This window comes from Actinoplanes sp. TFC3 (assembly GCF_001553785.1).
Lineage (GTDB): Bacteria > Actinomycetota > Actinomycetes > Mycobacteriales > Micromonosporaceae > Actinoplanes.
The window spans coordinates 2,058,066-2,070,770 of the sequence record NZ_LOJP01000001.1 but is presented as its reverse complement, the minus strand read 5'-3'; the positions used below and the strand labels follow the sequence as shown (position 1 = coordinate 2,070,770).

Below are 12,705 nucleotides of genomic sequence, written 5' to 3'. Positions count from 1 at the left end.
TCGTCGCTCACAGCTTGCCCCCCTGCTCAGCCGCAATCCCCCGCAGCCGCATCTTCGCCTTACCGGAGGCGCCGTAGCCCCGTCCGAAATGCCGCTCGACGAAGAACTGCACGATCATCAGCACGCTGCAGATGATCAGGTACCACAGGCACGCGGCGATGAGCACCGGCAACACGATGAACGTCCGCGAGCTGATCGCCTGCAACTGGAAGAACAGCTCGAAGGTCACCGGCACGAACGCCACCAGCGAGGTGTCCTTGACCATCGCGATGGTCTCGTTGCCGGTGGGCGGCACGATCACCCGCATTGCCTGCGGCAGCACGATGCGGCGCAGCACCTGACCGCGCGACATGCCCAGCGCCGACGCGGCCTCGGCTTGCCCGGGGTCCACCGACTGGATGCCCGCGCGCACGATCTCGGCCATGTACGCCGCTTCCGAGAGCGCCAGCGCCAGCACCCCAGCGACGAAGCCGGAGAGCAGGTCGGTGGCCTTGATGCTGAAGAACTGCGCGTTCAGGTCGTGCACGCCGAACAGGTTGCCGATCTGGCTGTCGAAGGGCAGCCCGAAACCGATGCGGTCCCACAGGATGCCCAGGTTGCCGAACAGGATCGCCAGCACCAGCCGTGGCACCGCCCGGAACACCCAGGTGTAGAGCCAGGCCACCGACGACAGCACCGGGTTCGGCGACAACCGCATGATCGCGATCACCACGCCCAGCACGACGCCGATGACCATGCTCAGCACGGTCAGCAACAGCGTGCCGCGCAGGCCCTCGAGCACCGGGCCGGTGAACAGGACCCCACGCTTGCCGCCGCCGATGCTGACGAAGATGAAGTGCCAGTTGAACCGGTCGTTCGTGAAGATCAGGTGCAGGAACATGGCGGCGAGCACGGCCAGGACCGCGATCGCCACCCAACGCCCGGGGTGCCGGACGGGCACGGCCTTGATGGCCTCGGGCCGGGCCCGTCCGGTCTGCGTGTCGGTTGTCATGCCCGCGAGGTCAGGAGACCTGCGGGTTGACGGCCGGGTCGGTGATACCGCCGGCGTCGACGCCCCACTTGGTGAGGATCGTCTTGTACGTACCGTCGGAGATCAGGGCCTCGAGCGCACCCTCGATCGCCGCACCGAAGTCGGCCTGGTCCTTGGGCAGGACGTAGCCGTAGGGCGCCGAGTCGTAGATGTCGCCGACCAGGGCCAGCTGGCCATTGGTCTGCTTCACCGCGTACGCGCACACCGGCGAGTCGGCCAGCATGGCCTCGTCCTTGCCGGAGACGACCGCGTTGGTGGCGTCCGCCTGCGACTGGTACTGGTCGATGGTGATGGCCGGCTTGGAAGCGCCGGTGCACTTCTTCGAGCGCGCCTTAATGTCATCGAGCTGCACCGTGCCGACCTGCACCGCGATCTTCTTGCCGCAGGCGTCCTCGGCGTTGATCGTGGCGCCGGACTTGGCCGCCCACTGGGTGCCGGCCGAGAAGTACGACACCATCGTCGCCTCCTTGAGCCGGTCGGCGTTGACGGTGAACGACGAGACGCCCACGTTGTACTTCTTCGAACTGACCGCCGGGATGATCGAGTCGAACTTGGCCGACTGCCACTCGGTCTTCAGGCCCAGCTTCTGGGCGACCGCGTTGAACAGGTCGACGTCGAAGCCCACCACCGTCTTGCCGTCGGTGTCGAGGAACTCGCTCGGGGCGTACGTCGAATCCGTCCCGATGATGATCTTCCCAGCCGACTTGATCTCGGCCGGGACCTTGTCCGCCAGCGCGGTGTCGGCCGAGGCGGCCGGCGCCGGGGCGGTCGATCCGGTGTCGTCGCCGGACTCCTCGCCGCAGGCGGCCAGCGACACGGTCATCGCCGCCGCAACGGCCAGGCCGAGGATCGCCCGGCGGCCCGATGTGATGCGGAACATCAGCAACTCCTGAATTGTGAGGTGAACCTAGGCAACGCCGAGGTAGGCGTCCTTCACCGAAGGGTCGTGCAGCAACTCGGCACCGGTGCCGGACTTCACGATGCGGCCGGTTTCCAGCACGTACGCGCGGTGCGCGCGCGACAGTGCCTGCTGGGCATTCTGCTCCACCAGCAGCACCGTGGTGCCCTGCTGGTTGATCTCCACCACGATGTCGAAGATCTGCTGGATCAGCATCGGCGCCAGACCCATCGACGGCTCGTCGAGCAGCAGCAGCTTGGGCCGGCTCATCAGCGCCCGGCCCACCGCCAGCATCTGCTGCTCACCGCCGGACATCGTGCCGCCGACCTGCTTCTCGCGCTCCTTGAGCCGCGGGAACAGCGTGAACGCCCGATCGAGGTCCTCGTTGATCTCGGTCCGGTTGCGCCGCGTGTACGCCCCCATCTCGAGGTTCTCGCGCACCGTCATGCCCGGGAAGATGCCCCGGCCCTCGGGTGACTGCGAGACACCGCGCACCACCCGCACGTCGGCGCGCATCTTGGTGATGTCCTCGCCGTCGAACGTGATCTTGCCCTGGGCCACCGGGCGCAACCCCGAGATCGCGCGCATGGTGGTCGACTTACCCGCGCCGTTCGCGCCGATCAGGGCGACGATCTCCCCCTGTTCGACGGTCAGGCTGATGCCGTGCAGGGCCTGGATGCGGCCGTACAGCAGCGTCACGTCCTGCAACTCAAGCAGCATCGGTCGGGACCCCCAGGTACGCCGCGATCACCTTCGGGTTGTCCCGCACCTCGGCGGGCGTACCCTCAGCGATCTTCTTGCCGAACTCCAGCACCACGATCCGGTCCGTGACGCCCATGACCAGGCGCATGTCGTGCTCGATGAGCAGCACGGTCACCCCGGTGTCGCGGATCTTGCGGATCAGCGCGAGCAGTTCTTCCTTCTCGGCCGGGTTGAACCCCGCGGCCGGTTCGTCCAGGCACAGCAGCGTCGGGTTGGTGGCCAGCGCCCGTGCGATCTCCAGGCGGCGCTGCTCGCCATAGGACAGGTTGCGTGACACCTCCCCGGCCCGGTGCACGATGCCCACGAAGCGCAGCAACTCCAGGGCCTTCTCCCGGCCCGAGCGCTCCTCCTGCCAGTGCCGCGGCAGCCGGAACAACGCCCCGACCACGCTCGTCTTGTGGTGCGCGTCGGCGCCCACCATGACGTTCTCCAGCGCGGTCATCTCCGGGAACAGGCGCACGTTCTGGAACGTACGGGCAATGCCCCCGCGGGTGATCTCGTGCTTCTTCTTCCCGACGATGGACTCACCGTTGAAGCTGATGGTGCCGCTGGTCGGGCGGTACACCCCGGTCATCGCGTTGAAGCAGGTCGTCTTGCCGGCGCCGTTCGGGCCGATCAGGCCGAAGATCTCACCCTTGCGCAGACTGAAACTGACGTCGTTGAGCGCCACCACACCACCGAAGCGCAGCGTGACGTGATCCACCTCCAGCAGCACGTCGCTGCTGCGTTCCGCCGGGCCCGGCGCGCTCGTGCCGCCGGCTACGTCGGAGCGGTGGGCGTTCGCCTCGTCCGCCTGCTGCGGGGTCTCCACATGAGGTTCACTCACTGCGGAGCCACCTCCTTCTCACGGTCCTTGAGCTCCATCGCGCGCCGGCGGCTCGGAATCAGGCCCTGCGGCCGGAAAATCATGATCAGAATGATGATCGCGCCGAAGATCGCGAACCGGAAACCGAACAGGTCGGTGTGGAAGATCGGGTCCTCGATGCCCCGCAACCGGTCCGGGATGTACGAGATCAGCGCACCACCCAGGATCGCGCCGAAGATGTTGCCCGAACCACCCATGACGACACCGGCGAGCACCAGGATCGAGAACTGCAGGATGAAGGTCTGCGAGTTCATGAAGCCCTGCTGACCGGCGAACATCACGCCGCCCAGACCACCGATGAACGCGCCGATCGCGAACGCCCACAGCTTGTACTTGATCGTGCGCACGCCCATGATCTCGGCGGCTTCCTCGTCCTCGCGGATCGCCAGCCACGACCGCCCGACCCGGCTGCGGTCCAGGTTGCGCACCCCGAGAATCACCAGAATGATCACCGACAGGCCCAGCCAGTAGTACGGCGTCGCGTCGGCCACCCCGAAGATCGGCTTGCCGTCGCTGTACGAGCCCGGCGGATGCGGGATGTCGGCGAACCCGCGGTCACCGCGCAGCGTCTCCGAGCTCGTCGCGAAGATGCGGATGATCTCGGCGAAGCCCAGCGTCACGATGGCCAGGTAGTCACCGCGCAACCGCAGCGTCGGCCAGCCCAGGATCAGACCCGACACCATCGCCACGGCCAGAGCCACCGGCACCGCCGCCAGCCAGCCCCACTCGGTCTTGAGAATGCTGTCCGGCGAGGTCAGCAACGCCACGGTGTAGGCACCCACCGCGAAGAAGCCGACATACCCCAGGTCCAGCAGACCGGCGAAACCGACGACCACGTTCAAGCCAAGAGCCAGCAGAACGTAGTACGACATGTTGAACAGCGCGCTGGGCCAGTCGATGCCCTCGGTGATGATCTGCGGGCCCAGCACCGGGATGTCCCCGGCGTACGGCAGCAGATAGGCCAGCACCGCGAACACGATGATCAGCACCGTTCGTACGGCCCAGTGCTGCCGTCCGAACCAGCCGCGCACGCCACCGCTGCTGCGCCAGTTCTTCTTGTCCGCCGGCACGGCCGCCGGCTTGTCCACCTTCACGTCGCTCATGCTCGAGCCCTTCCGAGAGACTCACCCAGAAGACCCGTCGGACGGACCAGCAGGATGAGGACCAGCAGCACGAACGAAGCGGCGTGCAGCCACTGCGTGCCGAACAGGCTCGCCGCGTAGTTCTGCAGCACACCCAGCAGCAGGCCGCCGAGCAGCGCCCCCCGCAGGTTGCCGATCCCACCGAGCACCGCGGCCGTGAACGCCTCGATTCCCAGCAGGAAGCCCGCGTCGAAGCGGGTCACCCCGATCTTCAGGTCGTACATGACGGCCGCGATGCCGGCCATGAGACCACCGAGCAGGAACACCAGCGCGATGACCCGGCTCTTGTTGACGCCCATCAGCGCCGCGCTGTCGGGGTTCTGCGCCACCGCCCGGATACCGCGGCCCAGCCGCGAGCGGTTGATGAAACGGTCCAGCACGAACATCATCACGAGCGCCAGCACGATGATCAGAATCTGCAGGTTCGTCACATGCATGTTGCCGATCACGAAGACGTCGGCCGGGCGGATCAGCGGCGGGACGGCCTTGATGTTGCGTTTGGTGATCACGCCGACGGTCTCGGAGATGAACAGCGAGGCACCGATCGCGGTGATCAGGAAGGCCAGCGGCGGGGCGTTACGCCGGCGCAGCGGGCGGTAGGCGACCAGCTCCACACCGAGCGCGGTCAGACCGGAGATCACGATCGCCGCCATCAGACCCAGCAGCAACAGGCCGATGACGGAGAACACATTGGGGGTGGCCGAGTTCTGGTCCAGCCCGAAAAAGCCCCACACGATGAGACACGCGTAGGACCCGAGCAGGAAGACCTCGGAATGCGCAAAGTTGATCAGGCGCAGGACGCCGTAGACCAGGGTGTAACCCAGAGCGAACAGCGCGATGATCGCGCCCTGCGCCAGACCCGTGATCGTGAGCGGTCCGAAGTCCTGGATCAGACCGGAGAAATTCACAAGGGGCTCCTGAAACGAGAAGGTCGGTGCGGCCGGAGATCATCCGGCCGCACCGGCCCTACACAGCGAGGTTCCGAACGAATCAGGCGGCCGGGATCTCGGCGTCCGCGACCTGGTTGCCCGTGGCGTCGAACTTGAACGCCCACACCTTGATCAGGCTGGGGTCCAGCTCACCGGTCGAGGTGAACTTGTAGGTGTTCGCGATGCCCTTGTAATTGGCCGTGGAGAGGTAGGTGTTCATCTTCTCCGGCGTGGTGTTGCCCGCGTCGATACCCGCCAGGAGCAGGTTCGCAGCGTCGAACGCGACGTCGCTGTACGTACCGGCGTCGACGTTCCACTTGGCCTTGTAGTCGGCCACGAAGGTGCCACCCGACTTCTCCGGCGGCGAGCAGGGGCAGGTCACGATCGTGCCCACCGCGGCAGCGTTGCCGGAAGCCTTGGCCAGACCGGCGTCCTTCATGCCGTCGCCGCCGACCAGCGTGCCCTTCCAGTTGGCAGCGGTGAGCTGCTTACGGATCAGGCCGGCGTTCTGGTAGTAACCGCCGTAGAACAGCACCGTGGCGCCGCTGGAGACGACCTTCTGCACAACGGCAGAGAAGTCGGTCTGCTTGCCGTCGGCCTCGGTCTTGTCCGTGCCGGCAACCGCCGAGCCCAGCTTCTGCTTCACGATGTCGGCCAGGCCGGCACCGTACGCGGACTGGTCATCAGCCACGAAGACCTTCTGCGCCTTCAGCGTGTCCTTGATGTACGTGGCCGCCGCCGGACCCTGCGCATCGTCGTTCGCCACGGCTCGGTGGAAGGTCTTCCAGCCGTTCGCCGCGAGCGACACCCGGGTCGCCGACGGGGTGATCGTCGGGATGCCGGCTTCCTCGAAGATCGGGTCGGCAGCCTCGGACTCGCCGGAGAACGGCGGACCGACGATGCCGAGGATCTTCTTGTCGGCAACCAGGTTACGAGCCACACCGGGCGCGACAGCCGGCTCGCCCTGCGAGTCGAACTTCGCGACCTCGATGCAGGTCGAGCCCTTCTTGTCGTTGTACTGGTTGATGGCCAGCTCGAAGCCCTGCTCGATGTTCACACCGAGGTTTGCCGAAGAACCGGTCAGGGCGCCGAAGTAAGCGAGCTTGTAGCCGCAGTTACCGCTGGCCGAGTCGTCAGAGCTGCTGCTGCTGTTGCATGCAGCGGCACCGGCAACGAGGCCGATCACGGCCAGGCCGCCGATGGCTCGTGCGAGAACCTGCCTCAAGGTTGGAACCCTCCTCCATACCGAACCCACCGAGCCACCGCAGGCCGATTGGCACTTGCGCACCGCACAGCACAACTGCGCCCGTCATGGGCCGGGACGCTATCCCACCGGCGCAGCCAGGGGTAAGGGGCAACTCGGGCATTCACCGAACCGTTACGTGCGGTGATGCCGCCGCGAGGATGGTGTAACAAGCAGGCAAGCTCCAGCAGGTCACTCGCTGGGTGCCGGGGACTCCTCACCCTCGGCCAGGATCCGGTCCGCGACCTCACGCATCGTCATCCGGTGGTCCATCGCGGTGCGCTGGATCCACTTGAACGCCTGCGGCTCGGTCATCGAATACTTCGTCATCAATTCGCCCTTGGCCCGCTCGACGCTCTTGCGCGTCTCCAACCGGTCGGTCAGCCCGGCCACCTCGGTCTCCAAGGCGGAGATCTCGGCATACCGGGAGAGCGCGATCTCAATGGCCGGCACCAGGTCAGACTTCTGGAAAGGCTTCACCAGGTACGCCATGGCGCCGGCAGCCCGCGCCCGCTCGACAAGATCCCGCTGGCTGAACGCGGTCAGAATGACCACCGGAGCGATCCGCCCACCGGCAATCCGCTCGGCCGCCGCCAGCCCATCCATGATCGGCATCTTGATGTCGAGAATCACCAGGTCCGGGCGAAGGTCCTCGGCCAGTCGCACCGCGGTCTCGCCGTCACCGGCCTCTCCGACGACGTCATACCCCTCTTCGACCAGCATCTCCGCCAGGTCGAGCCGGATCAGAGCCTCGTCCTCGGCGATCAAAACCCGCCTGCGCTCGGCACTCGCCTGCGTGTCGGCCACGAAACCCCTACCCCCAACACTCAAGAAGTCGCGACACCCGGGTATCCGGGTACCACCCCTGACAGCGTAGTAGGTACTCTGTGTCTTGCTCGTATCGGACATGACCTTGGTCTTGTCCGCGCGAGCATGCCGGGGTGGCGGAATGGCAGACGCTGATGACTCAAACTCATCTGTCCGAAAGGGCGTGCGGGTTCGAATCCCGCCCTCGGTACCAAGCATTGTGTCGTACCTCTGTTCGAAGCTGAGCTGGTGCACCCACCTCAGCTTCGTCAACGAGTCCCGCGAACTCCACGCTGCCGGCGTGGAGTTTTGCTTCATCTGCAGCGAGCGCTGCCATTGGCTCCAGGGCGAGCGCGCCCGCCGCGCTGGTGCCCGCGACGCCGTGGCCCCGCGAGCACGAGCGCGTCATCGCCTTCGAGGGCTGGCAGCAGCTCCTCATTGACGGGCATCCGGACCACTTCCTGCGCGGCTCTTCCCCTCCGGCGACTGCCGCTCGATGAGCAGGTGGGTCCGAGGGGTCAGCTTGGCGAACAAAGCTCGGGTTTTTCCGCCAAAGGCCGGTTTACGGGGGGCCGCCGATGTTGTCATGGCAGTACCCGCATCGGCAGGAGGCTCCATGTTGTGGTCCGGCTCGTCGCCCATGACCGTCGTGCGCGACGGGATGTGGGGGTTCCTTCTGGTCTCGGGCGTGGCCTGGCTGGCTGTCTCCTGGAGTGTGCTGCGCCTGGAGCCGGCCGACATGACCCGGGTGGCCGGCCCGGTGGTGCTGTTCGCGGCGGTCACGGAACTGGTGCGGGCGCTGGCCGGCTCGCGTACCTGGTGGTTGAACGCCGGGATGACCGTGCTGTTCGCGGCCACCGGGGCGCTGCTGCTGGCCGACGGGACCGGTTCGTGGACGTCGCCGGCGGCGCTGATCGGGTGGTACCTGATGGTGCGCGGGGCGGCGGACCTGGCGGTCGCCATGCTGACGCGCGAAACGGACCGGGTGTGGGGTCTGCTCACGGTGATGGGCGTGGCGGAGGCTGCGCTGGGGTTCTTCGCGGCGAGTTCTTTTGTCCGTACGGCCGAGGCAGTCGTCATTGTCCTGGGCGCAGCGGCGCTCCTGCGGGGTGTGGCTGACCTGGTGGCGGCACTGAGGCTGCGTGAGGCTACGGCGTTGGCGCGCGCGCAGCGGTTGCTGGAGTTGCCGCCGGAGCGCGCGATCGGGGTGGCCGGCTACGCGGCGGGTCTGACGGACTTCGATCAGGCCCCGCAGCAGGCGCAGGGCCCGAGGCATGCCGCAGCCACGCCGCTCCGATCGTCTGCCGCGGGCATGGCGGACCTGTCCATGCCTGCACGCCTTCCGGGTACGCCCACAGCTCCCGCTTCCGCCGCGCCCGCTGTGGCTGGGGCCAGTGGCGCGTTCGGTGCCGGCACGTTCTCCGCCGGGGCGATTGCGGGCGGGTTCGGCGCCGGGAATGGGTTCGGGGCTGGTGAGCCGGGGGGCGGCCCGATGCTGGGTGGTGGCTCGATGCCCGGTAGTGGCTCGATGCTGGGCGGTACCGCGGCGATCGGGAGTGCTGACACTGGGGATGGTCGAGGCGCGCTTGATGCTGCGGCCGGCGTTTCGGGAACGGGCGCTTTCACGGGCGCGGTGGGTGGCGGCGTGTTCGGCTCGGCGAATGCGCTGGGCTCCGCCGCCGGGAACGCGGGTGCGTCCGGCATGCCCGGCCCGGATGGTAACGCCGGGTCGTGGGGTGCGGGCGGCGGCACCGGTAACGCAGGTCCGTGGATGACCGGGGCGGTCGGCCCGGCGGCGCAGACGGGCCCGGATCCGATGGGCCGTGGGGGCAGCTTCCACGATGAGGTGCTGCGGACGACCGCCGACCTCGACGCGATGCTGGCCATGGCTGGCGTAACGGGTACGGGCGCTCCTCGACCTTACGAAGAGGCCGCTGCCGAGGTAGCCGGCCGGGTCACGATCCCGGACACGGCCGAGGGCGCTGAGTTGCCGGACCCGCAGCAGCTTGCCGCGGCGGCCGCGGCGGCTCAGGCGGCTGCGCTGGCGGAAGCGAACGCGGCGATGGCCGGCGAGCACCAGGCGGGCAACGACGCCTCGCTGCCGCTGCTCGACCCGGCGGCGCGGGCCGGCGAGAAGGCCATCCCGGGCATGGACGACACCTCGATCATCATGCGGGGCCGCCCCCTGCAGTAAGACAGCGCAGCGGCGCAAGCACGAGGATCACCCCCCGATCTTGCGGAGCAGCCCCTCCTGCACAGCGCTGGCGATGTGAACCCCGTCGCGCGTGAACATCGCCCCGCGCGCCAACCCGCGGCTTCCCGAAGCTGACGGGCTCGTGCAGTCGTACAGGAACCATTCGTCGGCGCGGAACGGGCGGTGCAGCCACAGCGCGTGGTCCAGGCTGGCCCCGATCACGCCGCCGGGCCCCCACACCTCGCCGTGCCTGGAGAGCACAGAATCCAGCAGAGAAAGATCCGACGCGTACGTCAAAGCGCACGCGTGCAGCAGCGGGTCATCGGGCAGCGTGCCGTTGATGCGCATCCAGACCCGTTGCTGCTGGGCGGCCGCCCTGTCCCCCGGGGGCACCCAGCCGGGCGTGCCCACGTAGCGCACGTCGATCGCTTGCGGACCGGCCTTGAAGGCTGCTTCGCGTTCGGGGTAGCGGGCCAGCCAGTCGCTCATGGTGGGCGTGTCCTCGGGGGCGGGGATGTCCCCGGGCGCCGGGAGGTGGTGGTCGAGGCCCTGCTCGGTTACCTGGAAGGACGCCGACATGAAGAAGATCGTCTGGCCGTGTTGTTCCGCGGTGGAGCGGCGGACCGAGAAGCTGCGGCCGTCGCGGATCGTCTCCACCGTGAAGGTGATCGGGACGCGGGGGTCGCCGGGGCGCACGAAGTAGCCGTGCAGGCTGTGCACCGAGCGGGCCGGGTCGACGGTGCGACCGGCGGCCACCAGGGCTTGGCCGGCGACCTGGCCGCCGAAGACACGTTGCGCTCCCACCTGCGGGCTTTCACCCTGGAAGCGGTCGTGGTCCAGCTGCTTGAGGTCGAAAACCTCAAGCAGCTGGTCGACGGCGGCCTGGCCGGACGGCGGCAGGGTCACACCGTGCTCGGGTCGACGAGCGAGCCTAGTTGGTGGACCCGCAGGGTGTTGGTGGAGCCGGGGGCGTTGGGCGGGCTGCCGGCCACGACGACCACGTACTCGCCGGGCTTGGCCAGGCCGAGGCCCAGCATCGCCTGGTCGACCTGGCGGAACATGTCGTCGGTGTGCTGCACGAAATCGGTCAGGAACGTCTCCACGCCCCAGGACAGCGCGAGCTGGTCGCGGACCTCGGGAACCGGGGTGAACGCGAGCAGCGGAAGCTCGCAGTGCAGCCGGCTGAGGCGGCGCACGGTGTCGCCGGTCTGGGAGAAGGCGACCAGGGCCTTGGCGCCGATGTTGCGGGCGATGCGCGAGGCGGCCACGGTCAGGGCACCGCTGTGGGTGCGCGGGTCGTGCTGCAGCACCGGTACGCCGAAGTCGCCGCCCTCGGTGGTGGCCACGATCTTGGCCATGGTGCTGACGGTGAGCACCGGGTATTTGCCGACCGAGGTCTCGCCGGAGAGCATGACCGCGTCGGCGCCGTCGAGGACCGCGTTGGCGACGTCGGAGGCCTCGGCGCGGGTGGGGCGGGAGTTCTCGATCATCGAGTCGAGCATCTGGGTGGCCACGATGACCGGCTTGGCGTTCTCGCGGCACAACTGCACGGCGCGCTTCTGCACCAGCGGGACCTGGTCGAGGGGAAGCTCGACGCCGAGGTCGCCGCGGGCCACCATGACGCCGTCGAAGGCCAGCACGATGGCTTCGAGGTGGTCGACCGCCTCGGGCTTCTCGACCTTGGCGATGACCGGGACGGTGCGTCCCTCCTCGGCCATGATCTGCTGGACGAGCTTCATGTCGTCGGGCGAGCGGACGAACGAGAGGGCGATCAGGTCGACGCCGAGCCCGAGCGCGAAGCGCAGGTCTTCCTCGTCCTTGTCGCTCATCGCGGGCACGCTGACCGCGACGTTGGGCAGCGAGACGCCCTTGTTGTTGGAGACCGGGCCGCCCTCGGTGACCAGGCAGCGGATGTCGTTGCCCTCGACCGCTGTGACCTCGACGGCGACCTTGCCGTCGTCGATCAGCAGGCGGTCGCCGACCTTGACCTCCTGCGGCAGCTTCTTGTAGGTGCAGGAGACCCGGTCGGGGGTGCCGGGCAGGTCGTCGCTGGTGATGGTCACGACGTCGCCGGTGTTCCACACGTGCGGGCCGTTGGCGAAGCGGCCGAGGCGGATCTTCGGGCCCTGCAGGTCCGCGAGGACGGCGACGGCGCGGCCGGTCTGCTTGGCGGCAGAGCGGACCAGGTCGTAGACCTTCTGGTGGTCCTCGTGGCTGCCGTGGCTGAAGTTCATGCGGGCAACGTCCATGCCGGCCTCGACCAGACCGAGCATGCGCTCGGGGGAGGCGGTGGCGGGACCCATGGTGCAAACAATCTTTGCGCGGCGTGTCACGGCCATCAGGCTAGTCTCTCTCTCGGATCGGCCCGCCGGCCGACCCCCGTCGAGGTGGTGAGGTGCGGGGTGACGTGCGGGCGTCAGCGACCGCGATACGTCTGCAGCTTATCGGGCGCCGACCTTCACCCGGCGCAGACCATCAACCCCCGGCGGAGCGACAGTGCAAAGGTAGCGATCACTGACCAGGATTCCGGTCAGCAGCCGGGAGGAGGTCGTCCTGGACCAGGCAATCGCCCGGATCGCCCTGTCGCAGATGCAGTTGCGGGGCCGGGTGAAGAGATGCGATCAACTGCCGTTGGGTGCCGGCAAGATCCCGCTGATGGAGTTGCGTTCCGGGGAGACGGTGGCAGTTATCGGGCCGGTGGACTCGCCCGAGTCGTTCACGCTGCTCGCCCGCAACGAGGACGACCCCGCGACGGCCATCGAGCACTTCCTGCAGTTCACCGGCGTCCCGGCGGACAAGGTCGAACCCCGTGCGGGACGGCCGTAGCGGCCGCCC

Annotated in this window: 12 protein-coding genes and 1 tRNA gene; 3 read left to right on the top strand and 10 right to left on the bottom strand. The window is 68.0% G+C overall.

Annotated elements, in window-relative coordinates:
- Positions 1 to 7 precede the first annotated feature (7 nt).
- The 8 genes from TFC3_RS09530 to TFC3_RS09495 form a co-directional block, all read right to left on the bottom strand.
- A complete protein-coding gene (locus TFC3_RS09530; RefSeq protein ID WP_067498312.1) occupies positions 8 to 991 on the bottom strand; it encodes an amino acid ABC transporter permease in 984 nt (327 codons plus the stop codon).
- Between the two features lie 10 nt (positions 992 to 1,001).
- The gene (locus TFC3_RS09525; protein WP_067498310.1) at positions 1,002 to 1,910 is read right to left on the bottom strand and encodes an ABC transporter substrate-binding protein; all 909 of its coding nucleotides are present in this window, start codon (positions 1,908 to 1,910) and stop codon (positions 1,002 to 1,004) included.
- Positions 1,911 to 1,937: 27 nt separating this feature from the next.
- Positions 1,938 to 2,648, bottom strand: coding sequence for an ABC transporter ATP-binding protein (locus TFC3_RS09520; protein WP_067498308.1), 711 nt, complete (start codon positions 2,646 to 2,648; stop codon positions 1,938 to 1,940).
- Complete coding sequence (locus TFC3_RS09515; RefSeq protein ID WP_067506305.1) at positions 2,638 to 3,405, bottom strand: ABC transporter ATP-binding protein; 768 nt, start codon at positions 3,403 to 3,405, stop codon at positions 2,638 to 2,640. The genes TFC3_RS09520 and TFC3_RS09515 overlap by 11 nt, the downstream gene beginning before the upstream one ends.
- Positions 3,406 to 3,512: 107 nt before the next feature.
- Positions 3,513 to 4,658, bottom strand: a complete 1,146-nt coding sequence (locus TFC3_RS09510; RefSeq protein WP_067498306.1) for a branched-chain amino acid ABC transporter permease — start codon at positions 4,656 to 4,658, stop codon at positions 3,513 to 3,515.
- Positions 4,655 to 5,605: a branched-chain amino acid ABC transporter permease gene (locus TFC3_RS09505; RefSeq protein ID WP_067498304.1), complete on the bottom strand. Its 951-nt coding sequence runs from the start codon at positions 5,603 to 5,605 to the stop codon at positions 4,655 to 4,657. Before TFC3_RS09505 ends, TFC3_RS09510 begins: the two co-directional genes overlap by 4 nt.
- An 82-nt stretch (positions 5,606 to 5,687) precedes the next feature.
- Positions 5,688 to 6,851, bottom strand: coding sequence for a branched-chain amino acid ABC transporter substrate-binding protein (locus tag TFC3_RS09500; protein ID WP_067498301.1), 1,164 nt, complete (start codon positions 6,849 to 6,851; stop codon positions 5,688 to 5,690).
- A gap of 210 nt (positions 6,852 to 7,061) precedes the next feature.
- Entirely contained in the window at positions 7,062 to 7,676 is a 615-nt protein-coding gene (locus tag TFC3_RS09495) for an ANTAR domain-containing response regulator (RefSeq protein ID WP_067498298.1), read from the bottom strand.
- A 128-nt stretch (positions 7,677 to 7,804) separates the two neighbouring features.
- On the opposite strand from TFC3_RS09495, the gene TFC3_RS09490 reads away from it, so the two are divergent.
- A tRNA-Leu gene (locus TFC3_RS09490) sits at positions 7,805 to 7,890 on the top strand.
- Positions 7,891 to 8,292: 402 nt separating this feature from the next.
- Positions 8,293 to 9,870, top strand: a complete 1,578-nt coding sequence (locus TFC3_RS40155; protein ID WP_153040159.1) for a hypothetical protein — start codon at positions 8,293 to 8,295, stop codon at positions 9,868 to 9,870.
- Positions 9,871 to 9,897: 27 nt separating this feature from the next.
- On the opposite strand, the gene TFC3_RS09480 is transcribed toward TFC3_RS40155, so the two are convergent.
- Together TFC3_RS09480 and pyk are read right to left on the bottom strand one after the other, a co-directional pair.
- On the bottom strand, positions 9,898 to 10,776 hold the full coding sequence (locus tag TFC3_RS09480; RefSeq protein ID WP_067498293.1) for an acyl-CoA thioesterase II: 879 nt from the start codon (positions 10,774 to 10,776) through the stop codon (positions 9,898 to 9,900).
- Positions 10,773 to 12,209 carry a pyruvate kinase gene (gene pyk / locus TFC3_RS09475; protein WP_067498291.1) on the bottom strand — a complete coding sequence of 479 codons (1,437 nt, stop codon included), beginning with the start codon at positions 12,207 to 12,209 and terminating at the stop codon, positions 10,773 to 10,775. The genes TFC3_RS09480 and pyk overlap by 4 nt, the downstream gene beginning before the upstream one ends.
- Before the next feature lie 316 nt (positions 12,210 to 12,525).
- Here pyk and TFC3_RS37880 point away from each other — a divergent pair, with 316 nt between their 5' ends.
- On the top strand, positions 12,526 to 12,696 hold the full coding sequence (locus tag TFC3_RS37880; protein ID WP_161952557.1) for a hypothetical protein: 171 nt from the start codon (positions 12,526 to 12,528) through the stop codon (positions 12,694 to 12,696).
- The last annotated feature ends 9 nt before the right edge of the window (positions 12,697 to 12,705 follow it).

What these genes read in the sequence shown, in the direction of transcription:
- TFC3_RS09525 (WP_067498310.1), bottom strand. Translation starts at nt 1,910, where the DNA reads ATGTTCCGCATCACATCGGGCCGCCGGGCGATCCTCGGCCTGGCCGTT.
- pyk (WP_067498291.1), bottom strand. Translation starts at nt 12,209, where the DNA reads ATGGCCGTGACACGCCGCGCAAAGATTGTTTGCACCATGGGTCCCGCC.
- TFC3_RS40155 (WP_153040159.1), top strand. Translation starts at nt 8,293, where the DNA reads ATGTTGTGGTCCGGCTCGTCGCCCATGACCGTCGTGCGCGACGGGATG.
- TFC3_RS09510 (WP_067498306.1), bottom strand. Translation starts at nt 4,658, where the DNA reads ATGAGCGACGTGAAGGTGGACAAGCCGGCGGCCGTGCCGGCGGACAAG.
- TFC3_RS09520 (WP_067498308.1), bottom strand. Translation starts at nt 2,648, where the DNA reads ATGCTGCTTGAGTTGCAGGACGTGACGCTGCTGTACGGCCGCATCCAG.
- TFC3_RS37880 (WP_161952557.1), top strand. Translation starts at nt 12,526, where the DNA reads ATGGAGTTGCGTTCCGGGGAGACGGTGGCAGTTATCGGGCCGGTGGAC.
- TFC3_RS09530 (WP_067498312.1), bottom strand. Translation starts at nt 991, where the DNA reads ATGACAACCGACACGCAGACCGGACGGGCCCGGCCCGAGGCCATCAAG.